The organism is Streptomyces sp. NPDC050806 (assembly GCF_055586425.1).
Genome location: NZ_JBVJIF010000014.1, coordinates 1 through 25,061, shown reverse-complemented (window position 1 = coordinate 25,061; position 25,061 = coordinate 1). Strand labels below are relative to the sequence as shown.

Below are 25,061 nucleotides of genomic sequence, written 5' to 3'. Positions count from 1 at the left end.
CGCTGACCTGGGCGTCCACCGTCCGGACCGCTCGTCGGCGGACCGTTGTCAGTGGTCCGAGGCACGATGGGGTCATGGCGAGGACCGCGCTCGATTCGTTCTCCCCCGCGACCAGAGGCTGGTTCACGGGGGCCTTCCACGCGCCCACCGCGGCTCAGGACGGTGCCTGGCGCGCCATCGGCGAGGGCTCCGACGTCCTGGTCGTCGCGCCGACCGGCTCCGGCAAGACCCTCGCCGCCTTCCTCGCCTCCCTGGACTCCCTCGCGAGCACGCCCCCGCCCGCCGAGGCCAAGAAGCGCTGCCGGGTGCTGTACGTCTCCCCGCTCAAGGCCCTCGCGGTCGACGTCGAGCGGAATCTGCGCTCCCCGCTGACCGGCATCCGCCAGGAGTCCGTCCGGCTCGGGCAGCCCGAGCCGGACATCCGGGTCGGCATCCGCTCCGGCGACACCCCGGCGGCCGAGCGCCGCTCTATCGCCAACCGCCCGCCGGACATCCTGATCACCACCCCCGAGTCGCTGTTCCTGATGCTGACCTCCCAGGCCCGGGACGCGCTGGCGGGCGTGGAGACGGTCATCCTGGACGAGGTGCACGCCGTCGCCGGCACGAAGCGCGGCGCGCATCTGGCGCTGTCCCTGGAGCGCCTGGACGAGCTGCTGCCCCGCCCGGCCCGCCGCATCGGGCTCTCGGCGACGGTCCGGCCCGTGGAGGAGGTCGCGCGCTATCTGTCGCCGCGCCGCCGGGTGGAGATCGTGCAGCCGGCCTCGGGCAAGGAGTTCGACCTCTCGGTCGTGGTGCCCGTCGAGGACCTCGGGGAACTGGGCGGCTCGCCCGTGAAGGAGACCGGGCCCGAGACCGGCGACTCCGGCGGCGACAAGCCGTCCATCTGGCCGCACGTCGAAGAGCGCATCGCCGACCTCGTACAGGCGCATCGTTCGACGATCGTCTTCGCGAACTCCAGGCGCCTCGCGGAGCGGCTCTGCAACCGGCTGAACGAGATCGCGTACGAGCGCGCCACGGGCGAGCCGCTGCCCGAGGACCACTCCCCCGCCGAGCTGATGGCCCAGTCCGGCGGTGCCAAGGGCGCGCCGTCCCTGCTGGCCAGGGCGCACCACGGCTCGGTCTCCAAGGAGCAGCGCGCGCAGGTCGAGGAGGACCTCAAGGCGGGCCGGCTGCCGGCGGTGGTGGCCACTTCCAGCCTGGAGCTGGGCATCGACATGGGCGCGGTGGACCTGGTGGTCCAGGTCGAGTCGCCGCCCTCGGTCGCCTCCGGGCTGCAGCGGGTGGGCCGCGCCGGCCATCAGGTGGGCGCGGTCTCCACCGGCGTGGTCTTCCCGAAGTACCGCGGCGACCTGGTGCAGGCAGCGGTGGTCACGGAGCGGATGCGCGAAGGGGCCATCGAGGCGCTGCGCGTCCCGGCCAATCCGCTGGACGTACTTGCCCAGCAGCTGGTCGCGATGGTGTCGATGGACGCCTGGGACGTCGAGGAACTGCTGACAGTGGTGCGGCGGGCCGCGCCGTTCGCCGGGCTCCCGGAGTCGGCGTACAGCGGCGTGCTGGACATGCTGGCGGGGCGCTATCCCTCGGACGCGTTCGCGGAGCTGCGGCCGCGCATCGTGTGGGACCGGGTGGCGAACACCGTCACGGGGCGGCCCGGCGCCCAGCGGCTGGCCGTCACCTCGGGCGGCACGATCCCCGACCGCGGTCTCTTCGGGGTGTTCCTGGCCGGCGCCGACCCCAAGAAGGGCGGCGGCCCATCGGACACAGCAGCGCGAAGCGCTTCCACTCGGGGTGGTGGCGGGCGACGGGTGGGCGAACTCGACGAGGAGATGGTCTACGAGTCGCGGGTCGGCGACGTCTTCACGCTGGGCACGACCTCCTGGCGCATCGAGGACATCACCCGGGACCGGGTGCTGGTGTCGCCCGCCCCCGGTGTGCCCGGCCGGCTGCCCTTCTGGAAGGGCGACCAGCTCGGCCGCCCGCTCGAACTGGGCCGTGCGCTCGGCGCGTTCCTCCGGGAGGTCGGCGCACTGGAGCCCGAAGCGGCCCGGAGCCGGCTGTCCGCCGCAGGGCTGGACGACTGGGCGGCGGGCAATGTCCTGAGCTACCTCACCGAGCAGCGCGAGGCCTGCGGCCACGTCCCCGACGACCGCACGATCGTCGTCGAGCGCTTCCGGGACGAGCTGGGCGACTGGCGGGTGGTGGTGCACTCGCCGTTCGGCGCCCAGGTGCACGCCCCCTGGGCGCTGGCGCTCGGCGCCCGGCTCGCCGAGCGGTACGGCATGGACGCGCAGGTGATGCACGCCGACGACGGCATCGTGCTGCGGCTGCCGGACGCCGACCTGATGGGCCTGGACCTGCTGGACACCGACCCGGACGCCGCGGGCGCCGAGTTCGACCCCGACCAGTCCCCGGTGGGCGCCGCCGACGTCGTCTTCGACAAGGGCGAGGTCGACCAGGTGGTGACCGACGAGGTGGGCGGCTCGGCGCTGTTCGCCGCGCGCTTCCGGGAGTGCGCGGCCCGTGCGCTGCTGCTGCCCCGCCGCAACCCGGGCAGGCGCACGCCTCTGTGGCAGCAGCGGCAGCGCGCCGCGCAGCTGCTCCAGGTGGCGAGCGAGTTCGGGTCCTTCCCGATCGTCCTCGAAGCCATCCGCGAGTGCCTTCAGGACGTGTTCGACGTGCCCGGCCTGGCCGAGCTGATGGGGGACATCGAGTCGCGCCGCGTCCGGCTGGTCGAGGTGACCACCCAGGAGCCGTCGCCGTTCGCCCGTTCGCTGCTCTTCGGGTACGTCGCGCAGTTCCTGTACGAGGGCGACTCGCCGCTCGCCGAGCGCCGCGCGGCCGCGCTCTCCCTGGACTCCCGGCTGCTCGCCGAACTGCTGGGCCAGGCGGACCTGCGCGAGCTGCTGGACCCGGAGGTCCTCGCCGACCTGGAGCGCGAGCTGCAGTGGCTGACCGACGACCGCAAGGTCAAGGACGCCGAGGGCCTCGCCGACGTGCTGCGCCTCCTCGGCCCGCTGACCGGCGCCGAGCTGGCCGAGCGCGGCGCCGACCCCGCCTGGGCCGAGGAGCTGGCGGCCGCCCGCCGCGCCATCCGGGTCCGCATCGCGGGCGCCGACCACTGGGCCGCGGTCGAGGACGCCGGACGGCTCCGTGACGCGCTGGGCACGGCGCTCCCCGTGGGCGTCCCCGAGTCCTTCACCGAGCCGGTCAAGGACCCGCTGGGCGACCTGCTGTCCCGGTACGCCCGCACCCACGGCCCGTTCACCTCCGAGCAGGCCGCCGCCCGCTTCGGCCTCGGCACCGCCGTCACCGACGGGGCCCTGCACCGCCTCGCCGGGGCCGGCCGGGTCGTGCAGGGCGAGTTCGCGCCGTCCGGGGTGCACCAGGAGTGGTGCGACGCGCAGGTGCTGCGGCGGCTGCGGCGCCGGTCGCTGGCCGCGCTGCGGCACGAGCTGGAGCCGGTGCCGCCGCCCGCGCTCGCCGCCTTCCTGCCGCAGTGGCAGAGCGTCGGCGGGCAGGGGCTGCGCGGCATCGACGGACTCCTGCGCGCCGTGGAGCAGCTGCAGGGCGCACCGGTGCCGGCCTCGGCCCTGGAGCGGCTCGTCCTGCCGTCCCGGGTGTCGGGCTACTCCCCCGCCCTGCTGGACGAACTGACCTCCACGGGCGAGGTGCTGTGGGCGGGCGCCGGCGCGCTGCCGGGCAAGGACGGCTGGATCGCCCTGTACCCCGCCGACACCGCGCCGCTCCTCCTGCCGCAGCCGCACCCCTTCGAGGTGACGCCGCTGCACCAGTCGGTGCTGGACGCCCTCGCCCCCGGCTACGGCCTGTTCTTCCGTCAGCTCGCGGACCAGGTACGGGCCACGACGCACCCGGAGGCCACCGATCCGCAACTGGCCGACGCGCTCTGGGACCTGGCCTGGTCCGGGCGGCTGACCAACGACACCCTCGCGCCGCTGCGCGCGCTGCTCGGCTCGGGCCGTACGGCCGGCTCCACGGCGCACCGCGCCCGCCGGGCCACGCCGCGCGGCCGGTACGGCAGCCTCACCGCCGCCACCGGCCGGACGGGCCGCCCCACCGCCTCCCGGTCCGGCCCGCCCACGGTCGCCGGCCGCTGGTCGCTGCTGCCCGCCCCGGAGCCGGAGCCCACCCACCGGGCGCACGCCCTGGCCCACACCCTCCTGGACCGGCACGGCATCGTCACCCGCGGCGCGGTCGCCGCCGAAGGGGTCGAGGGCGGCTTCTCCGCCGCGTACCGAGTGCTGGCCGCCTTCGAGGAGACCGGCCAGGCCCGCCGGGGGTACGTCGTGGAGGGGCTGGGCGCGGCGCAGTTCGCGATGGACGGCGCGGTGGACCGGCTGCGCGCGGTCAGTACGAGCCGGGACCGTACGGCCGAGGAGACCGCGCCCGGCGGCTCCTGGCAGCCGGCCGGTCCGGCCCGCGGCGGCACCCCGCGCGCCGTCGTGCTGGCCGCGGCGGACCCGGCCAACGCGTACGGCGCGGCGCTGCCCTGGCCCGAGCCGCCCGAGGGCTCGTCCCACAAGCCCGGCCGCAAGGCGGGTTCGCTGGTCGTCGTGGTCGACGGCGAGCTGGCGGTCTACATGGAGCGCGGCGGCAAGACGCTGCTGGCCTGGCAGGCCGAGGAGGGCGGCACCCGGGTGCGCCTGGCCCTGGAGGCGCTGGCGGCGGCCGTACGGAACGGCTTCGTGGGCGCGCTGACCGTCGAGCGGATCAACGGCTCGTCCGCCCTCACCTCACCGCTGGCCGCCGAGCTGGAGCACGCGGGTTTCCACGCGACACCGAGGGGGCTGCGCCTGCGGACATGAGCGCGGGGAAGGCGTGGCCGACGTGGCCCGGAGCGCGCTCTGCCCAGAGGCCGCGCACGGCATGATGGAGCCATGCCCGAAGGTGACACCGTCTGGCGGGCCGCCGCCGAGCTGCACAAGGCGCTGGGCGGGCGGCTGCTGACCCGTACGGACCTGCGGGTGCCGAAGCTCGCCACGACGGACCTCGCCGGACGCTCGGTGCTGGAGGTGGTGCCGCGCGGAAAGCACCTGCTGACCCGTATCGAGGGCGGGCTGACGCTCCACTCCCATCTGCGGATGGACGGCGCCTGGCGGGTGTACGCGGCGGGCGAGCGCTGGCGCGGCGGCCCCGACCACCAGATCCGCGCGGTACTGGCCACGGCGGAACGCACCGCCGTGGGCTACCGCCTCCCCGTACTGGAGCTGCTGCGCACCGCCGACGAGGAGAACGCCGTCGGCCATCTGGGGCCGGACCTGCTGGGGCCCGACTGGGACGCGGACGAGGCGCTGCGCCGGCTGCTGTCCGACCCGGCCCGGACGCTCGGGGAGGCACTGCTGGACCAGCGCAATCTGGCCGGCATCGGCAACGTCTTCAAATGTGAGCTGTGCTTCCTGCTGCGCGCCTCGCCCTGGCTGCCGGTGGGCGCGCTGCCGCGGCCGGAGCGGGCGATCACGCTGGCGAAGCGGCTGCTGGAGGCGAACAAGCGGCGCCCGGCCCGTACGACGACGCCGAGCGCGCGACCGGACCGCCGCCTCTGGGTCTACGGACGCGCCGACCGCCCCTGCCTGCGCTGCGGTACTCCGGTACGGGTCGCCGACCAGGGGCCGGCGCCGCAGGCCCGGGTCACCTACTGGTGCCCCCGCTGCCAGCCGGAACCGGCCACCGAAGCGGGTGGCTGACACGGCCTTCCGGTACCGGCATCCGCGGTAGGAGATCCTCGCTGTACGGGCTCCCCCGCAGGCCGGCCACCGCGGCCGACGGGTTCCCGGTGCGCGGCTCGGGCCTGACGACCGGCTTCACATGCGGTCGGTACCGCCGCCCCAACGGCGGTACCGCCATGCCCTGACGAGCCGGTCCGTGACGGCGGTGGGTCCCGGAGTCCCCACGCAGCCACTGCGGCGACGCCAGCCGACCGCTCCCACGCGGCCGCCGCCCGAGCGCGTCCGGCGCGGTACGCAGTGCACCGGCAGCAGGCTCAGACCCCAGCCGCCCGCGGCCATCGCACCTTCCACCACCCCGGCGCCCTCGGGCCAGAAGAGCACTCTCAGCACGGCCCACCACCACAGCCCCCCGAGGAGAAGCGCGGCGGTCCAGCGACCGGGCGCCGAACGCAGCAGTTCCGCCGGGCCTTGTCCCGATGCCTCCATCAGGCCGCTGCCCGGCGCCCCCACCGAGCCGCGGCCCGGTGTGCCGGGCGCTCCAGCGCCCGTGCCCCGGACCGGGTGCCGGGAGAAGAAGCCGCGCCGTGCCATGACTGCCTCCTCCGGTCGACGGTAGTCGGCCATGAAGGTGGGGCGGGAGGGCGCACTGGGGCACGAACGGCGCGTTCCGCAATGCGCGACACGCGGTCGAACGAAACCGTTCTCGGATCGGTCCGGCCCCGACCAGAGCCCGTCAGCGGCCATCAGGCCGCGATCGGGCTCCGGCAGGATGCGCCGGAAACGGTCGGTCCGCCGCTGTTGCGCCTCAGGCCGCCTCGGCCTGGAACATCCAGTGGTGCTTCTCGAGGTCGGCGGTGAGCCCGATGAGGATGTCCTGGGTCACCGGATCCGGCTCGTCGGTGACGGCGATGCGCTCCCGCATCCGCTCGATGACGGAGCCCAGGGCCCGTACGAGGGCACCCACCGCGTCGTTGTCCTTGATCCAGCCGCCCTCGACGGTGCCGGCGCCGCTGGTCTTCGCGATCGTCTCGGCGCGGCCGTCGGGGTTCACGCCGATCGCGGAGGCACGCTCGGCGACCGTGTCGGCATGGCCGCGGGCGCTCGCGACGACATCGTCGAGCTGGAGGTGGACGGACCGGAAGCGCGGACCGACGACGTTCCAGTGGACCTGCTTGGCGATGAGCGACAGGTCGACGAGGTCGACCAGGGCGCCCTGGAGCGCGTCGCCGACCGTCTTGCGGTCGCTCTCGGACAGCGTGCTGTTGACGACAGGCATGCATTTACTCCCTGTATCAGAGCGAAAGGTCCTTCTGACCTTCGTATGGCCGGTTGACCTTCGTATAAACGATGCCTCACCGCAGTAAATGCCGCAGTTCGGGGCAACAGGCCCTTCACGCCACAAGAGCAACGCGAAGACCCTGGAGGGCGGGTGCCCTCCAGGGTCTTCTTCATGCATCGAACCGAACGGTCAGGCCGCTACGACATCCACGGCCTCCGCCGGAGCCTTGATCGTCACGCGCTCTTCGGGGACGCCCGTCAGCGAAGCGACGGACACCGCGTTGAACGTGGGCCGCACCGGCGTCGGCACCGGCTCGCTCGCGGCCGCGGACCGTGCCAGCTCCGCGAGCGCCAGCTCGTCGCTGACCTCCCGCATCAGCTCGGACATCCGTACGTCCAGCGCGTCACAGATCGCCGAGAGCAGCTCGGAGGAAGCCTCCTTCTGTCCCCTCTCGACCTCGGACAAGTAGCCGAGCGACACCCGGGCGGAGGAGGAGACCTCGCGCAGGGTGCGGCCTTGACGCTGACGCTGTCGGCGCAGCACGTCACCCAGCAGGCGACGGAGCAGAATCATCGCTGGCTCCCTCCTCGGACCTCGGATCCGGATCCATCTCGCCCCACCGTACCGCCTCGGGCCTCAGCCGTGCCGGGAGCGAGTTCGTGTTCACTCAGGGCTGTAAACATCAGATACCCCCGTGATGTTCCGTATCCTTTGCCCGCGCATTTTCTGTCAGTTCGCTCAACAGCAGATCCACTGCTGCGGTGACGCTGTCCCGACGGATCCGGTCGCGATCGCCGTCCAGCGCCAGTCGGCGCACTTTTCCCTCACCGCCGGGCCCGGTGACCGCGACGTAGACCGTGCCGACCGGCTGCCCGTCCTGTGGGTCGGGGCCGGCGACCCCTGTGGTGGCAATACCCCAGTCGGCGCCGAGCACGCGTCGCACGCCCTGCGCCATTTGCCGGGCGACCTCCGCGTCCACCGCACCACGGGTGGCCAGAAGCGCGCCGTCCACACCCAGTACGAGGCTCTTCAGTTCCGTCGCGTACGCCGTGACCGAGCCCCGGAAGCACCGCGAGGCGCCAGGAACCGCGGTCAGCGCACCGGCGACCAGGCCACCGGTGAGGGATTCGGCCACCGCCAGGGACTGCCCGCGCCCGGCCAAGGCCGCCAGCGCCCGTGCGGCGCCCTGCGGGCCGCCGGAGGTGCCGGCATGCCCCGGAGCCGCCACGGGGGCCTCAGCGCCCGCCCCAGCGCTCTCCTGGGACCCGTGCGCAGCCTCCGTACCACCGTTCACCGTGCCGGCCCCCGGCCGGAGGCCGTCCCACCGGACCGCTCCCGCAGGGCCTCGCGCGACTTCGCCAGCCCGGCCCGCCGCAGGACGACGGCCTGCTTCACGTAGTCCAGGCCCGTGACGACGGTCAGCACCACGGCCACGGCCATCACCCACCAGCGCAGGGTGGCCAGCGGGCCGGTGAGCACGAGGACGTACATCCCGACAGCGGTCCCCTGCGCGAGCGTCTTCAGCTTGCCGCCGCGGCTCGCCGGGATGACTCCGTGCCTGATCACCCAGAAGCGCATCACGGTGATGCCGAGCTCCCGGAAGAGGATCACTCCGGTGACCCACCAGGGCAGGTCGCCGAGGATCGACAGACAGATCAGCGCGGCACCCATGATCGCCTTGTCGGCTATCGGGTCGGCGATCTTTCCGAAGTCCGTGACCAGGTCGTACGCGCGCGCCAGATGCCCGTCGAAGAGGTCGGTGATCATGGCGACGGCGAACGCGGCCCAGGCGAACGAGCGCCATGCGGGGTCGTAGCCGTCGCCGTGCATCAGGAGCAGCACGAACGCCGGCACGAGGACCAGCCGCAGCATCGTGAGGATGTTGGCGATGTTCCACAGCCCGGCCTGCTGCCGCCGGACGGTCTTCGGCCGGCCGGCTCCGCCAGCAGCGGAAGCGCCGGCGGCGGAAGCCGGGATTCCGGTCATCTGGCCGCCTCCTCGGGACAGCCGGCGCCGTGCTCGGCGCCGAGCGGCAGCGGTTCCGCCACGAGGTCCACGCCCTCGGTCGCCACCACCTTTGCTTCGACCATACGACCGGGAACCAGGTCCCGGCTGCCCGTGAGCAGGGTGACGCCGTCGGTCTCCGGCGCCTGGTGCGCGGCGCGGCCGACCACGCCGTCCTCGTCGTCGACCCGGTCGACCATGACGGTGAGGGTCTCGCCCAGGCGCTCCTCGGCGCGCTGCGCGGTCAGCTCCTCGGCCAGCCGGGACAGGTGCGCCAGGCGCTCGGCCACCACGTCGGGGTCGAGCTTGCCCTCGTAGCCGGCCGCCTCGGTGCCGTCCTCGTCGGAATAGCCGAAGACGCCGATGGCGTCGAGTCTCGCCTCGCTGATGAAGCGTTCCAGCTCGGCGAAGTCCTCCTCGGTCTCACCGGGGAAGCCGACGATGAAGTTGGAGCGGGCGCCGGCCTGCGGGGCCTTCGTGCGGATCTGCGCCAGCAGGTCCAGGAAGCGGTCGGTGTCCCCGAAGCGGCGCATCGCGCGCAGCACACCGGGGGCGGAGTGCTGGAAGGACAGGTCGAAGTAGGGCGCGACCTTGTCCGTACCGGTCAGCACATCGATCAGGCCGGGGCGCATCTCGGCGGGCTGGAGGTAGCTGACCCGGACGCGCTCGATGCCGTCGACCGCGGCCAGCTCGGGCAGCAGCGTCTCCAGCAGCCGGATGTCGCCGAGGTCCTTGCCGTAGGAGGTGTTGTTCTCGGAGACCAGCATGATCTCCTTCACGCCCTGCTCGGCCAGCCAGCGGGTCTCCCCCAGCACGTCCGAGGGGCGGCGCGAGATGAAGGAGCCGCGGAAGGAGGGGATGGCACAGAAGGAACAGCGGCGGTCGCAGCCCGAGGCGAGCTTCACCGAGGCCACCGGGCTGCTCCCCAGGCGGCGGCGCAGCGGGGCGCGCGGCCCGGAGGCGGGCGCGACCCCCTCGGGCAGGTCCTGCGGGGCGGAGGCAAGGGCGTCACCGTGGCCGGGGAGCGCGACGCCGGCGCCCTGGCGCTCGGCCGGGCTGATCGGCAGCAGCTTGCGCCGGTCGCGGGGGGCGTGGGCCTCGACGTTGCCGCCGCTCAGGATGGTCTGCAGGCGGCCGGAGATGTCGGTGTAGTCGTCAAAGCCGAGCACGCCGTCGGCCTCGGGCAGCGCCTCGGCCAGCTCCTTGCCGTACCGCTCGGCCATGCAGCCCACGGCGACGACGGCCTGGGTGCGGCCGTGGTCCTTCAGATCGTTGGCTTCCAGCAGGGCGTCGACGGAGTCCTTCTTGGCGGCCTCGACGAAACCACAGGTGTTGACGACGGCGACATCGGCTTCGGCGGCTTCCTCGACGAGCTCCCAGCCGTCCGCTGCCAGGCGGCCTGCGAGCTCCTCCGAGTCCACCTCGTTACGGGCGCAGCCAAGAGTGACAAGGGCGACGGTACGGCGTTCGGGCATGGGGCTCAGCCTACTTCGTCCCGGACGTCCGTATGTCTGGGAGGGTTCCCGCGCGGCCACCGCGCCCCTCACAGGCGGCCGCCCGCCGCCTCTCCCCGAGAGGCGGCGGGCGTTTTCCCCGGAAGGCGGCCGGCGCTCGGTCAGCCCGCCTGCGGATCACCCGGGGTGTAGCTCAGGCGCTCCACGGAGCCCTTGTCGCCGATTTCCTTGATCTCCTTGCCGTTGACGTACAGCTGCACGGCTCCGGCGTTGCCGACGACAAGATCGATCCGCTTCTTGTCGCTGAAGGTCTTGGACTGGCCCTTGCGGAGCAGGCCGTCCTCCAGGAGCTTGCCGTTGGCGTCCTTGGCGGAGACCCAGCTCTGTCCGTCACGGGCGGTGATCTTGATGGTCACCTTGTCCTTCGGCAGCCCGGCGATGGCGCTGTCGGAGGGGTCGGGCTTGGGGTCTGCGGGCTTGGTCTTGGTCGGGGACGGCTTGACCGTCGGGCTCTCGCCGACATTTCCGTCGGCGACCGAGGCCTCCTGGCTCCGGTCACCGTCGCTGAACAGCGTGAAGCCGACGAAACCGACCACGGCGACGATGGCGGCGACCATGGCCGCCGTCCAGTTCGGCCGGCGCGGCTCGGGACGGATGCGTTCCGCCTCGAAGAGCGGCGCCGCCGGGGTCGGCGCGGGCCGGCCGCCGTGCTCGGCGTCGTACTGAGCGATCAGCGGGGCCGGATCCAGCCCCACTGCGCGCGCGAGTGTTCGAATGTGACCACGGGCGTACACGTCCCCGCCGCAACGCGAGAAATCTTCCTGCTCGATCGCGTGCACGATGGGGATGCGCACCCGCGTGGTCGTACTGATCTCGTCGACGGTCAGTCCGGCGTCGACGCGGGCCTGCTGGAGGACTCGACCGACGGAAGGCCGGTCGTCTTCAGGGGAGTTGCCGATGGACACGGGGGCGCCTTTCGAGCGTGTAGCCACCTGCTGGATGTTCAGTCTAGGGGTGTACCGAAAGGGTCGGGCAAGCGGGAGAGCGGACTTTGTACGCCATCGGTATACCCCCCGGACCTGGCCGGGGGCCCGACGGTCGCGCATCGCGCCGTCTCTTCCCTCAACTTGACGTATGGGCAGAAGAAACGGTTGCTTGCGATCTCTTTCGAGTGACCTGTCAGTGAGCCTCCCCCCGAATGACGGCGAGCACTCCTTCCAAATCATCCGGTTTCACCAGAACATCGCGCGCCTTGGAGCCCTCGCTGGGCCCCACGATGTCCCTGGACTCCATCAGGTCCATCAGCCGCCCGGCCTTCGCGAACCCCACCCGCAGCTTGCGCTGCAGCATCGACGTGGACCCGAACTGGGTGGAAACGACCAGCTCAGCGGCCTGACACAGCAGATCCAGGTCGTCGCCGATGTCCTCGTCGATCTCCTTCTTCTTGCCCTGCCCGACCGTGACGTCCTCGCGGAAGACCGGAGCCATCTGGTCCTTGCAGTGCCGGACCACCGCAGCGACTTCGCCCTCCTGGACGAAGGCGCCCTGCATACGGGTCGGCTTGCTCGCCCCCATCGGGAGGAACAGGCTGTCACCCTTTCCGATGAGCTTCTCCGCACCCGGTTGGTCGAGGATGACGCGGCTGTCCGCCAGCGACGACGTCGCGAAGGCGAGCCGCGAGGGCACGTTCGCCTTGATCAGGCCGGTGACCACGTCGACCGACGGGCGCTGCGTCGCCAGCACCAGGTGGATGCCGGCCGCACGGGCCAGCTGGGTGATGCGGACGATGGAGTCCTCCACGTCCCGCGGCGCCACCATCATCAGGTCCGCCAGCTCGTCCACGATCACCAGCAGGTACGGATACGGCGACAGCTCGCGCTCGCTGCCCTCGGGGGCCGAGGCCTTGCCGGAGCGCACCGCCTCATTGAAGTCGTCGATGTGCCGGTACCCGTATGCCGCGAGGTCGTCGTAGCGCAGGTCCATCTCGCGCACCACCCACTGCAGCGCCTCGGCGGCCCGCTTGGGGTTGGTGATGATCGGCGTGATCAGGTGCGGAATGCCCTCGTACGCGGTCAGCTCGACCCGCTTGGGGTCGATCAGCACCATCCGTACGTCGTCCGGCGTGGCCCTGACCATGATCGAGGTGATCAGGCAGTTGATGCAGGAGGACTTTCCGGAGCCGGTGGCGCCCGCGACGAGCACGTGCGGCATCTTCGCGAGGTTCGCCGAGACGTAGCCGCCCTCGACGTCCTTGCCGAGCCCGACCACCATCGGATGGTCGTCGCCCACGGCGTCCGCGGACCGCAGCACGTCGCCGAGGTTCACCATCTCGCGGTCGCTGTTGGGGATCTCGATGCCGACCGCGGACTTGCCCGGAATCGGGTTGATGATCCGCACGTCCGGGCTGGCCACCGCGTACGCGATGTTCTTCGCCAGCGCGGTGATCTTCTCGACCTTCACGCCGGGACCGAGCTCGATCTCGTACCGGGTGACCGTCGGGCCGCGGGTGAAGCCGGTGACCGCGGCGTCCACCTTGAACTCCTGGAACACCTTGCTCAGCGACTCGACCACCGCGTCGTTGGCCGCGCTGCGGGTCTTGCCGGGCCCGCCGCGCTCCATGAGGTCCAGCGAGGGCAGCGCGTACGTGATGTCGCCGGCGAGCTGGAGCTGCTCTGCGCGCGGCGGCAGCTCGCCGGCGGGCTCCGGCGCGGCCTTGGTGAAGTCGGGAACGCTGGACGAGGAGGACGGCGCGGGCTCGGCGTCGCGCGCGGGCGGCACGGAGGTGTGCAGGCCCTTCGTCGCGCCGGAGTCGTCGTACTCGCCCCGGTCGCCCTTGATGCCGCTGCTGAGGTCCGCCACCAGCGGCGAGGGCTGGATGCCGTGCAGCACAGCGCCGTCCAGGTTGGCGGCGTACCCGGCCGCCACGTCCACCGCGTCCTGGGAGCGCTCGTGCTCCGGCTCGGCGGCCGGCTCCACGGCGTCCCGGCGCGGCTTGCGGCGCTTGGCGAGGGCGGCCTCCTCCGCCGCCTCGGGGGACCCCTCCAGGGCCTCCGAACGGCTCCTGCGGCTCTTGCGGGCCGGCTCGGCCACCGGCTCGTCGGCGAAGGCGTCGGCGTCCGGCTCGTACGTCTCCAGCAGGCCCAGCCGGACACCGAGCGCCTTGAAGCGCCGCGGGATGGCCGTGACCGGGGTGGCGGTGACCACGAGCAGCCCGAAGACCGTCACCAGCACCAGCAGGGCGACCGACAGCGTCTGCCCCACCATGAAGAGCAGCGGCTTGGAGACCGCCCAGCCGAGGTAGCCGCCGGCGTCGCGCACGCCGGCGACGTCCTTCTGGTCGGGAGAACCGCACGCGATCGCGACCTGGCCGAGCACGCCGACGACCAGTGCCGACAGTCCGATGACGATCCGCCCGTTGGCCTCCGGCTGCTCCGGGCGGAAGAAGACCCGGGCGGCGATGCCGCCCACCAGTATCGGGACGAGGAGGTCGAGCCGGCCGAACGCGCCGGTGACCAGCATCTCCACGATGTCCCCGACCGGGCCCTGGAGGTTGGCCCAGGTACCGGCCGCGATCACCAGGCCGAGGCCCAGCAGGGCGAGCGCCAGGCCGTCCTTGCGGTGTGCGGGATCGAGGTTCTTCGCGCTGCGCCCCATGCTGCGGAAGAACCAGCCGACGCCGTGCGCGAGGCCCAGCCAGAGGGCGCGCACCGCGCGGTAGACGCCTCCGGTCGGGGACGGTGCGGGCTTCTTCGCCACCGCCTTCTTCGCCGGGGCCTTCTTGGCGGCCGCGGTCTTCTTCGGCGGCGCCTTCTTGGCCGCCGCCTTCTTGGCGGCGGGCGGTTTCGCGGCGGTCTTCTTGGCGGCGCCCCCGGGGCGCCCGGCGCGCTGCTTCGAGGGGCCCGCCGTGCTCTGGGAACCCTTGCCGGACGTACGTGAGGCCATGGTGACGAGGTTACAGGCGACGCCCCGGGGTGACACGGGCGCTCGGGCCTTCACCCGTTCGTGTCGTAACCAACGCGCCATATGGGCGGTTGGCCCGCCTCGGGCCCAACGCCCGGGACTGCACCGGAACCTGCTGGCGGGTCAGCTTCCGTACGGCACCGGGCCGGTGCCGTACGGCCGGACCGGCAGCGTCAGTTCTGCGTCGGTACGGACGGCGTGTCGCTGTTGCCCGCGCCCGGCTCCAGGGCGTCCAGCGCGCGGCGCAGTCCGGTCAGCTTCCGCTCCAGATGCGCGGCGGTCGCCACGGCGGCGGCGTCCGCCGACTCGTCCAGCTGTTTGGACAGCGCCTCGGCCTGCTCCTCGACCGCGGCGAGCCGCGCGGAGAGTTCCGCGAGCAGCCCCGCGGCCTCCTTGGCGTCCTCGCCGGCGGCCGGCTGGCCGCCTTCGAGCTGGAGCCGCAGCAGCGACGCCTGCTCGCGCAGCTTGACGTTCTTCATGTACAGCTCGACGAAGACCGAGACCTTGGCGCGCAGCACCCACGGGTCGAACGGCTTGGAGATGTAGTCGACCGCACCGGCCGCGTACCCGCGGAAGGTGTGGTGCGGGCCGTGGTTGATCGCCGTGAGGAAGATGATCGGGATGTCCCGGGTCCGCTCGCGCCGCTTGATGTGCGCCGCGGTCTCGAACCCGTCCATCCCCGGCATCTGCACGTCGAGCAGAATCACCGCGAAATCGTCGGTGAGCAGCGCCTTGAGCGCTTCCTCCCCGGACGATGCCCGCACCAGCGTCTGATCGAGCGCAGAGAGGATCGCCTCCAGCGCCAGCAGATTCTCCGGCCGGTCATCGACCAGGAGGATCTTGGCCTTCTGCACCATGGCCCGTCCTCCTCGCCCCGGCACTCCACCGGACGCCGCCCCAGGGGACGGCTCCGTCATGCCGCCCGTACTTGTGCCGGTCATGGTAGCCGCACCCCGCCTGTCGCCACACCCTGTCACCGCTATGTCACCGTGCACGTAGCAGAAACGCAGCAGGAGACCAGAAGGTTCCCCGAATACCGTGCTCCCACACGTCCGCGACCACACTGAGTCAGCATAGGGGCCAAGATCCGGTCTCTCTGTGCACGCCCCGTCACTCCGCGCGCATCCATTGCCGCATGACCGCGAGCAGGTGATCGGTGTCCACGGGCTTCGTCACGTAGTCCGAGGCCCCCGACTCGATGCTCTTCTCCCGGTCGCCCTTCATGGCCTTGGCGGTCAGGGCGATGATCGGCAGACCGGCGAACTGCGGCATCCGGCGGATCGCCGCGGTCGTGGCGTAGCCGTCCATCTCCGGCATCATGATGTCCATCAGCACCACTGTCACATCATCGTGCTGTTCCAGCACCTCGATTCCCTCACGGCCGTTCTCGGCGTAGAGCACCGACAGACCGTGCTGCTCCAGGACGCTGGTGAGCGCGAAGACGTTGCGGATGTCGTCGTCGACGATCAGCACCTTCTCGCCGTGGAAGCCGTCGCCGTCGCCGGACGGCGCCACCAGGTCCTGACCGTTGCCCAGCCACGGTTCCTCGGTCGCCGGCTGCGGCTGCGCGGTCGCCGGCTGGCCGGGCAGGGCCGCGCGCTGCGGCGCCGCCGAAAGCCCGCGCCTGCGGCGCCGGTTGAGGCCCGAGGCCGCGGCGTCCGGGGTGGTCGGCTGCTCCTCCGCCGCCGCGCTGTTCGCCGCCTCCTGCTCGGCGATCTCCGCGTCGTGCGCCTCTGCGTCCATCGCGAAACCGCCCGCGACCAGCTGCGGGTAGCCCTGCGGCGGCAGCCCGCCCGGGTTGTACGGGAGGTACAGCGTGAACGTCGAGCCGCGGCCCGGCTCACTGGCGGCGTGGATCTCGCCGCCCAGCAGCCGCGCGATCTCGCGGCTGATGGAGAGGCCCAGGCCCGTACCGCCGTACTTCCGGCTCGTCGTGCCGTCGGCCTGCTTGAACGCCTCGAAGATCACCCGCATCTTGCTGGACGCGATGCCGATGCCGGTGTCGGTCACCGAGAAGGCGATCATGTCGGCATCCGGGTCGCGCAGCGCGCCGTGCTCCAGGAGCTGCTCGCGGATGGCCACGGGGACGTCCGTGCCGGCCGGCCGGATGACCAGCTCCACGGCGCCGGAGTCGGTGAACTTCACCGCGTTGGACAGCAGGTTGCGCAGCACCTGAAGGAGGCGCTGCTCGTCGGTGTGCAGCGTCGCGGGCAGCTCCGGGGAGACCCGTACGGAGAAGTCCAGGCCCTTCTCCGCGGTCAGCGGCCGGAACGTGGCCTCGACGTAGTCCACCAGCTGCACCAGCGCGATCCGCGTCGGGCTGACGTCCATCTTGCCCGCCTCGACCTTGGACAGGTCCAGGATGTCGTTGATCAGCTGGAGCAGGTCGGAGCCCGCACCATGGATCGTTTCGGCGAACTCCACCTGCTTCGGGGAGAGGTTCCCCTCGGCGTTGTCCGCCAGCAACTTGGCCAGAATCAGCAGGGAGTTCAGCGGCGTCCGCAGCTCGTGCGACATGTTCGCGAGGAACTCGCTCTTGTAGCGCATCGAGACGGCCAGCTGCTCGGCGCGCTCCTCCAGGACCTGCCGGGCCTCTTCGATCTCGGTGTTCTTCACCTCGATGTCGCGGTTCTGCTTGCGGAGCTGCTCCGCCTTCTCCTCCAGCTCGGAGTTGGACAGCTCCAGCGCGCGCTGCCGGCTCTCCAGCTCCGCCGAGCGCTCCTTGAGCTGCTCGGTCAGCTCCTGCGACTGGCTCAGCAGGATCTCGGTCTTGGTGTTCACCGAGATGGTGTTGACGCTGGTCGCGATCATCTCGGCGATCTGGCTGAGGAAGTCCTTCTGGATCTGGGTGAACGGCTGGAACGAGGCCAGCTCGATGACGCCCAGCACCTTGTCCTCGAAGAGCACCGGCAGCACGATCACGTTCGCGGGCGGTGCCTCGCCCAGGCCGGAGGAGATCTTCAGGTATCCGGAGGGCACGTTCTCCACCAGGATGGTGCGCTTCTCCTCCGCCGCCGTGCCGATGAGCGTCTCGCCCGGCACGAAGGTGGTGGGCATCGCACCCATCGAATAGCCGTACGAGCCCGTCAGCCGGAGTTCGTAGTCGCCCGCCTCGCCGCCGTCCGCGCCGATCTCCTGGTTGTCGTCGGCCGACGTCGCGAGGAAGAACGCGCCGTGCTGCGCGGAGACCGCGGGCGACAGCTCGCTCATGATCAGCTTGGCCACGTCCTTGAGGTCGCGGCGGCCCTGCATCAGGCCGGAGATCCGGGCGAGGTTGCCCTTCAGCCAGTCCTGCTCCTCGTTGGCGAGCGTGGTCTCGCGGAGCGTGGCGATCATCGTGTTGACGTTGTCCTGGAGCTCCAGGATCTCGCCGGCCGCGTCCACGTCGATGCGGACGTTGTGGTCGCCGAGGGTCACCGCCGCGGCGACTGCGGCGATCGCCCGCACCTGACGGGTCAGGTTCCCCGCCATCTCGTTCACCGACTCGGTGAGGTCCTTCCAGGTACCGGCCACGCCGCGCACCTGCGCCTGACCGCCCAGCTGGCCTTCCGTACCCACCTCGCGGGCCACCCGGGTGACCTGCTCGGCGAAGGACGACAGCTGGTCGACCATCGTGTTGATCGTCGTCTTCAGCTCCAGGATCTCGCCCCGGGCGTCGATGTCGATCTTCTTGGTCAGATCACCCTTCGCGATGGCCGTGGTGACCATCGCGATGTTCCGCACCTGGCCGGTCAGGTTGGACGCCATGGAGTTCACCGACTCCGTGAGGTCCTTCCACGTACCGGCGACGCCCGGCACCCGTGCCTGGCCGCCCAGAATCCCGTCGGTGCCCACCTCACGGGCGACCCGTGTCACCTCGTCGGCGAACGACGACAGGGTCGTCACCATGGTGTTCACCGTGTCGGCCAGCGTCGCGACCTCGCCGCGCGCCTCGACCGTCACCTTCTTGGTCAGGTCACCGTTGGCCACCGCCGCGGAGACCTGGGAGATGTTCCGCACCTGGATGGTCAGGTTGTTGGCCATCAGGTTCACGTTGTCGCTGAGGTCCTTCCAGATGCCGGTGACTCCCGGCACCCGGGCCTGACCGCCCAGCTGGCCCTCCGTACCCACCTCACGGGCCACGCGCGTCACCTGCTCGGCGAAGAGCGACAGCTGGTCCACCATCGTGTTGACGGTCGTGACCAGTTCGAGGATCTCGCCCTTGGCGTCGACGGTGATCTTCTTGGAGAGGTCGCCGCGGGCCACCGCGGTCGTCACCTCGCCGATGTTCCGCACCTGCGAGGTGAGGTTGTTCGCCATGAAGTTCACGGACTGGGTGAGGTCCTTCCAGGTACCGCTCACCCCCTGGACCTCGGCCTGGCCGCCCAGGATGCCCTCGGTGCCCACCTCGCGGGCCACCCGGGTCACCTGGTCGGCGAAGGAGGACAGCTGGTCCACCATCGTGTTCAGCGTGTTCTTGAGCTCCAGGATCTCGCCGCGGGCGTCCACGTCGATCTTCTGGGAGAGGTCACCCCGGGCCACCGCGGTCGCGACCTGTGCGATGTTGCGGACCTGCGCGGTGAGGTTGCCGGCCATGCCGTTCACCGAATCGGTCAGATCGCGCCACACCCCGGCCACACCCGGAACCTGCGCCTGACCGCCCAGCCGGCCGTCCGTACCCACCTCGCGGGCCACCCGGGTCACCTGCTCGGCGAACGCCGAGAGCTGGTCGACCATCGTGTTGATGGTGTTCTTCAGCTCCAGGATCTCGCCGCGCGCGTCCACGTCGATCTTCTGGGAGAGGTCACCCCGCGCGACCGCCGTCGTCACCTGCGCGATCTGCCGCACCTGGGACGTGAGGTTCCCCGCCATGAAGTTGACGGAGTCGGTCAGCTCCTTCCACGTACCGCTCACACCCGGAACCTGGGCCTGACCGCCCAGCCGGCCCTCCGTACCCACGTCCCTGGCCATCCGCGTGACCTGGTCCGCGAACGAGGACAGCTGGTCCACCATCGTGTTCACGGTGTTCTTCAGCTGGAGCATCTCGCCGGAGACGTCGACGGTGACCTTCTGCGACAGGTCACCGTTGGCCACCGCCGTCGTGACCTGCGCGATGTTCCGGACCTGGCCCGTCAGGTTACGGAAGGCCGTGTTCACCGAGTCGGTGAGGTCCTTCCACGTACCGGCCGCGCCCGGCACCTGCGCCTGACCGCCCAGCTCACCCTCGACACCGATCTCCCGGGCCACCCTCGTGACCTCGGCACCGAAGGAGGACAGCTGGTCCACCATCGTGTTCACGGTGTTCTTCAGTTCGAGCATCTCGCCGGAGACGTCGACCGTGATCTTCTGCGACAGGTCACCGTTGGCCACCGCCGTCGTGACCTGCGCGATGTCCCGCACCTGACCGGTGAGGTTACGGAACGCGTTGTTCACCGAGTCGGTGAGGTCCTTCCACGTGCCCGCCGCGCCCGGCACCTGCGCCTGACCGCCCAGCTGGCCCTCGGCGCCGACCTCGTTCGCCACCCTCGTCACCTCGTCGGCGAACGTGCGCAGCGTCTCGGTCATCGTGTTGATCGTGTCGGCCAGCTGCGCGACCTCGCCGCGCGCGCTGACCGTGACCTTCTGGGACAGGTCGCCGTTCGCGACCGCCGTCGTCACCTGCGCGATACCGCGCACCTGGGCCGTGAGGTTGCCGGCCATCAGATTGACCGAATCGGTCAGGTCCTTCCAGACGCCCGCGACGCCCGGCACCCCGGCCTGGCCGCCCAGCTCGCCCTCCGTACCGACCTCCCGGGCCACCCGGGTCACCTCGGAGGCGAAGGAGGAGAGCTGGTCCACCATCGTGTTGACGGTGTTCTTCAGCTCCAGCATCTCGCCGGCGACGTGAACGGTCACCTTTCTCGACAGGTCACCCTTGGCCACCGCGGTCGTCACGAGAGCAATGTCACGCACCTGCGCGGTGAGCCGTGAGGCCATCGTGTTGACGGAATCCGTCAGGTCCTTCCACGAACCGGACATTCCGCGAACCCGGGCCTGACCGCCGAGCTTGCCCTCGGTACCGACCTCACTGGCGACCCTGGTCACCTCGTCGGTGAACGCCGACAGCTGGTCCACGAGCCCGTTGACCGTACGGCCGACCTTCAGGAACTCGCCCCGCAGCGGATGCGCCGTGGTCCCGTCGCTGCTGCGTGTCCGCAGGTCCATCCGCTGTTCGAGGTCACCCTCGGAGACGGCGGAGAGGACCCTGCCCACCTCGGAGACCGGCCGGACGAGATCGTCCACGAGCGCGTTCGAGGCATCGATCGCGGCCGCCCAGGAGCCCTCGCAGGCCCCGACCTCCAGCCGTTCTGTGAGCTTTCCCTCACGTCCTACGACCCGCCGTACGCGGGCCAGCTCGCCCGTGAGGTGCAGATTGCGGTCGGCGACCTCGTTGAAAACGGCCGCCACCTCCGCCATGACACCTTCGCCGGAGACGGTCAGCCGCTTGCGGAAGTTCCCGTCCCGCATCGACACGAGGGCGGACAGGAGGCGGTTCAGCGCCGCCGTGTCCACCTCGGTCGTCCCGTTGTTGCGGGAGCGTCCGCCTTTCGCGCGCGTGCTTGCACCCCGCGCCGCTCCGCCAGACTCCACCGTGTCCCTCCCGCAGGGTCGACCGTTCTACCCGGGCCTTCTCTTGAAGCCTTCCCAGTGTTTCACCATGGCTCAACCAGGCCATAACAGTTCGGCAGCATCGCATACCCGTCCGTGGCGAGCCCGGGGCGGGAAACACACGTGACCGGCATCCATGCGGGCGTCGAAGGTAAGTACCCTGGGCTCCGGCTGTCCACCCGCACTGCCGGTGCGGTGGTGCGAGCACGACGGGCATTCGGAGGGGCGCCGCGATGATGGGGGAGCAGATCACCGACACACGCATGAGGAGACCAGTGATCACCGCGCGGGCCGCTGCCACCTTCGAGCCGGTTGGACGTTCGGTCGCCACGGCCCGGGCTTTCGTGCGCGACACCCTCCAGGGCTGGGGCCACGGCGACATCATCGACGACGCCGTCGTCCTCACCAGTGAGCTGGTCACCAACGCCGTCGTGCACGCCGGCACCGCAGCCGACGTGCTCTGCCTCCGTACCGACACCGGCGTCCGCATCGAGGTCGCCGACCGCTACCCCGAGCGCGAGGTGCCCGTGCAGAGCGCCGGCCAGGCGCTCGCCCACCCCGACCGCGAGGGCGGCCGTGGGCTGCTGCTGTGCGGCGCGCTGGCCACCCGCTGGGGCGTGGAGTACACCGCCTCCCAGAAGCACGTCTGGTTCCAGCTCGACCTGCCGGAGCGGCCCGCCGGCACCCGGACGGCCGGTCCCGCGCTCCCCGTGGACGCCCTGCCCGTCGCCGAGCACCGGGTCCGTGTCGCCGTCATCCAGATCGACCGCGGTGGCTGCATCAGCTCCTGGAACGAGGACGCACAGGATCTTTTCGCCTATGCGCCCGAACAGGTGATCGGCAAGCCCCTCACCGACTTCGCCGCCTGGCCGCACACCCCCGGCACGGGCACCGGCATCGTCGAGGCCCTCCAGCTCTCCCGGTGGGAGGGCTCGTACGGCATAAGGGGTGCCGACGGCCGCGTCGTCCCCGTGTACGCCTCCCACCTCCGCGTACGGGACGCCGACGGCGAGCCCTCCACGGTCTGCCTCCTCGTGCGCGACCACGAGCGCGCCGTGCTCCAGAGCCCGCCGCGCACCCCCTCGGACTCCTCCGGCCAGCAGTCGGAGGGCCACGGCCCCGCCGACCCGTTCGAGGTCTTCATCGGCTCCCCGGCCCCCGACGACCTCGACGGCCTGCTGCAGCGCACGGTCGAGCGCGCCCGCGACATGCTCGACGGCGACGCCGCGTACCTGCTGCTGGCCACCGACGACGAGACCGAGCTGGAGGTACGCGCCTCCACCGGGCTGCCCTCCGCACGGCAGCGCTTCGCACGCGTCCCCGTGGAGGCCGGCAGCGGCCGCTACGGGTCGGCACGCATGCCCGCCGTCCACGAGGACCTCACCGCCGTACAGGGCGCCGTACCGCTGCTCTCCGGTACGGGCATGCGCTCCGTCGTCACGGTCCCCCTCAAGGTCGAGGGCCGGCTCACCGGCTCCCTCGGCGTCGCCGCGGAGTCCCCGGGCCGCTACACCAACGAAGAGGCGCTGCGCCTCCAGTTCGCCGCCGACCGCATCGCGCTCGCCGTGGAACGCGCCCGCCTCACCGAGCTGGAACGGCTCCGCCGCGGCTCGCTCTCCTTCCTCGTCGAGGCCTCCGACCTGCTCGCGGGCACCCTGGACCGCAATCAGACGCTGGCCCTCATGGCCCAGATGACGGTCCCCACGCTCGCCACCTGGTGCGCCGTGTACACCGTCGCCGACCAGGCCTCCGAGCCCGAGCTCTCCTTCGTGCTGCACGAGGACGAGGACCGCATCGACGGCCTCAAGACGCTGCTCCAGAAGGTCCCTCCGCCGGAACCGGTGCCCACCCCCGGAGCCCGCGTCTGGAGCGCCCCCGGAGACGCGGCGCACGACGCCGCACTGCGCACCTCGCTGCGCAGCCTCGGGCTGGGCGCCTCCGCGCGCCCGTCCAGCGGCCCCGGCGCCACGCTCGCCACCGCCTCGGCGGTCGGCGGCGAGACCGTCGTCCTGCCGCTCGTCGCCCGTAACCGCGTCATCGGCATGCTCACCCTCGGCAAGCCCACCGAGGAGCACTTCCGCCAGGAGATCCTGGAACTCGCCGAGGACCTCTCCCGACGGGCGGCGCTGGCCCTGGACAACGCGCGGCTGTACTCGGAGCGCACCGCCATCAGCCAGTCCCTCCAGCGCAGCCTGCTGCCGCCGGAGCTGCCGGACGTGCCCGGCGTCGAGGTCGAGGTCATCTACCGCGCGGCCGGCGAGGGCAACGAGGTCGGCGGCGACTTCTACGACCTCTTCCCCATCCGGGACGGCGCGTACGGCTTCGCCATCGGCGACGTGTGCGGCACGGGCCCCGAGGCGGCGGCCGTCACGGGTCTGGCCCGGCACGCGCTGCGGCTGCTCGCCCGCGAGGGCTTCGGCGGCCCGGCCGTCCTGGAACGCCTCAACGCCGCGATCCTCGACGAGGGCGCGCGCAGCCGGTTCCTCACGCTCCTCTACGGCGAGCTCTGGCCACAGCGCGACGGCAGCGCCGTGCTGAAGGTCGTCTGCGCGGGACACCCGCTGCCCCTGCGGCTGCGGCAGGACGGCACGGTCGAGCCCGCCGCCGAACCGCAGCCCCTGCTGGGCGTCATGGAGGATCTGGAGCTGTACGCCCAGACCGTCACGCTCGACCCGGGCGACGTCCTGCTCTGCGTCACCGACGGCGTCACGGAGCGCCGCGAGGGCACCCGCATGCTCGGCGACGACGGCCTGACCGACGTCCTGACGACCTGTACGGGCCTCACCGCCGGCGCGGTCGCCGCGCGCATCCTGCGTGCCGTCGAGCGCTTCGCCGCCGAACCCGCCTCGGACGACATGGCCATCCTCGCCATGCGGGTGCCGGAGGCCGTGCACGAAGGAAAGCTGCCGTAGGAAATCCGCGCCCCGGGGCACGTCCCCGGGGCCCGACCCGGTGCGTCTGCATATGAAAAAGGCCCCCGCCTGCTGGCGGGGGCCTTTTCTTCAGAGCCCCAATACGGAATCGAACCGTAGACCTTCTCCTTACCATGGAGACGCTCTGCCGACTGAGCTATTGGGGCGCGTCGACGGGTTTAACTATACCCGATCACAGACGATGGTTCGAATCGCCTCCGGACGCCCGGCAAACCCCTCCCGGTCTCTCCGCATAAATCGGAATTACCCGGCGCCATTACCTCGCGCCGGGTTTACCGGAGACTCAGAACGCCGGCTGCAGCAGCCCGCCCAGCGCATTGCATGCACTCACCATCCGCTGCAATTCACGACGGGTCAGCGACTCGGCCACGGGCAGCGCCAGCGTCTCGTCGCACGCCCGCTCCGTGTGCGGCAGCAGCAGGTCCCGCCGGTACTCCGGCATCCGGTACACCGGCACCGGTACGGGCACCCGGCAGGCCACGCCCTTGCCCCGCAGCGTCCGTGCGAAGGCGTCGCGGTCCGGCCGGCCGTTGCCGGGGACCCGCACCACGTACTGCTCGTACGTGTGCTCAGCGTGCTCCACGGGCGTCCGCACGCCGCGGAGCCGCCCGGCGAGGTACGTCGCGTACGTGCGGCGCCGCTCGGCGCCGGCCGGGGCCACACCGGGCTCCGCTGTCGTGTGCACAAGAAGGCCGTGCCGCTCGCCCAGCGCCTGGAGGCGGGCCAGGTCGGCCTGGTGCCCGAAGCGATGGACGGCGATGACGGCGGCGGTCCTGGAGTTCACCACGTCGGCCACGGCGGCCGGGTCGAGGCAGTAGGTGTCCGGGTCGATGTCGGCGAAGACCGGTACGGCTCCGGCACGCACGACGGCCTCGGTGACCTCGGCGTTCCCGAACGCCGGCACCACGACCTCGTCACCGGTGCCGATACCGGCCGACTCAAGCGTTCCACTTGTCCCCATGCCTCCGGATGTTGGCGGCCGAACGTGAACACCAAGTGACACGCGGCACTGCAGCAACCGAACAAAAAAGCTCCGGTCCCTGAACCAAAAGGCTCAGGGACCGGAGCTGAAGAATTGTTCGGCGGCGTCCTACTCTCCCACAGGGTCCCCCCTGCAGTA

14 protein-coding genes and 1 tRNA gene are annotated in these 25,061 nt (G+C 71.5%); 3 read left to right on the top strand and 12 right to left on the bottom strand.

From position 1 onward, the window contains the following. Nucleotides 1-74: 74 nt before the first annotated feature. Entirely contained in the window at nt 75-4,823 is a 4,749-nt protein-coding gene (locus ACZ6WH_RS35490) for an ATP-dependent helicase (RefSeq protein WP_469733803.1), read from the top strand. Between the two features lie 72 nt (nt 4,824-4,895). Then, on the top strand, nt 4,896-5,702 hold the full coding sequence (locus tag ACZ6WH_RS35485; protein WP_361563107.1) for an Fpg/Nei family DNA glycosylase: 807 nt from the start codon (nt 4,896-4,898) through the stop codon (nt 5,700-5,702). A 117-nt stretch (nt 5,703-5,819) separates the two neighbouring features. Here the strand turns inward: ACZ6WH_RS35485 and ACZ6WH_RS35480 are convergent, their stop codons facing one another. The 10 genes from ACZ6WH_RS35480 to ACZ6WH_RS35435 all read right to left on the bottom strand — a co-directional run bounded on the left by ACZ6WH_RS35480 (nt 5,820) and on the right by ACZ6WH_RS35435 (nt 20,990). Further along, entirely contained in the window at nt 5,820-6,275 is a 456-nt protein-coding gene (locus ACZ6WH_RS35480) for a hypothetical protein (protein ID WP_469733801.1), read from the bottom strand. 214 nt (nt 6,276-6,489) lie between these two features. Beyond that, on the bottom strand, nt 6,490-6,960 hold the full coding sequence (locus tag ACZ6WH_RS35475) for a Dps family protein (protein ID WP_361563109.1): 471 nt from the start codon (nt 6,958-6,960) through the stop codon (nt 6,490-6,492). 192 nt (nt 6,961-7,152) lie between these two features. Beyond that, the gene (locus ACZ6WH_RS35470; RefSeq protein WP_432859306.1) at nt 7,153-7,536 is read right to left on the bottom strand and encodes a helix-turn-helix domain-containing protein; all 384 of its coding nucleotides are present in this window, start codon (nt 7,534-7,536) and stop codon (nt 7,153-7,155) included. A 109-nt stretch (nt 7,537-7,645) separates the two neighbouring features. After that, nucleotides 7,646-8,191, bottom strand: a complete 546-nt coding sequence (locus ACZ6WH_RS35465) for a CinA family protein (RefSeq protein ID WP_469733798.1) — start codon at nt 8,189-8,191, stop codon at nt 7,646-7,648. A gap of 62 nt (nt 8,192-8,253) precedes the next feature. Next, on the bottom strand, nt 8,254-8,949 hold the full coding sequence (gene pgsA / locus ACZ6WH_RS35460; protein WP_469733796.1) for a CDP-diacylglycerol--glycerol-3-phosphate 3-phosphatidyltransferase: 696 nt from the start codon (nt 8,947-8,949) through the stop codon (nt 8,254-8,256). Next, nucleotides 8,946-10,442 carry a 30S ribosomal protein S12 methylthiotransferase RimO gene (gene rimO, locus ACZ6WH_RS35455; protein WP_469733794.1) on the bottom strand — a complete coding sequence of 499 codons (1,497 nt, stop codon included), beginning with the start codon at nt 10,440-10,442 and terminating at the stop codon, nt 8,946-8,948. The genes pgsA and rimO overlap by 4 nt, the downstream gene beginning before the upstream one ends. Before the next feature lie 140 nt (nt 10,443-10,582). Beyond that, entirely contained in the window at nt 10,583-11,386 is an 804-nt protein-coding gene (locus ACZ6WH_RS35450; protein WP_361563116.1) for a helix-turn-helix domain-containing protein, read from the bottom strand. Nucleotides 11,387-11,600: 214 nt separating this feature from the next. Further along, on the bottom strand, nt 11,601-14,363 hold the full coding sequence (locus tag ACZ6WH_RS35445; protein ID WP_469733792.1) for a DNA translocase FtsK: 2,763 nt from the start codon (nt 14,361-14,363) through the stop codon (nt 11,601-11,603). Nucleotides 14,364-14,554: 191 nt separating this feature from the next. After that, nucleotides 14,555-15,238, bottom strand: a complete 684-nt coding sequence (locus ACZ6WH_RS35440) for a response regulator (RefSeq protein WP_361563119.1) — start codon at nt 15,236-15,238, stop codon at nt 14,555-14,557. A 253-nt stretch (nt 15,239-15,491) separates the two neighbouring features. Beyond that, nucleotides 15,492-20,990, bottom strand: a complete 5,499-nt coding sequence (locus ACZ6WH_RS35435) for a HAMP domain-containing protein (RefSeq protein WP_469733791.1) — start codon at nt 20,988-20,990, stop codon at nt 15,492-15,494. A 281-nt stretch (nt 20,991-21,271) separates the two neighbouring features. Here ACZ6WH_RS35435 and ACZ6WH_RS35430 point away from each other — a divergent pair, with 281 nt between their 5' ends. Next, nucleotides 21,272-23,920, top strand: coding sequence for a SpoIIE family protein phosphatase (locus tag ACZ6WH_RS35430; protein ID WP_432859298.1), 2,649 nt, complete (start codon nt 21,272-21,274; stop codon nt 23,918-23,920). Between the two features lie 94 nt (nt 23,921-24,014). Here ACZ6WH_RS35430 and ACZ6WH_RS35425 read toward each other — a convergent pair. Both ACZ6WH_RS35425 and ACZ6WH_RS35420 read right to left on the bottom strand, forming a co-directional pair. Continuing rightward, nucleotides 24,015-24,087 (bottom strand) — tRNA-Thr (locus ACZ6WH_RS35425). A gap of 137 nt (nt 24,088-24,224) precedes the next feature. Continuing rightward, a complete protein-coding gene (locus ACZ6WH_RS35420) occupies nt 24,225-24,902 on the bottom strand; it encodes a DegT/DnrJ/EryC1/StrS family aminotransferase (protein WP_432859296.1) in 678 nt (225 codons plus the stop codon). Nucleotides 24,903-25,061: the final 159 nt, after the last annotated feature.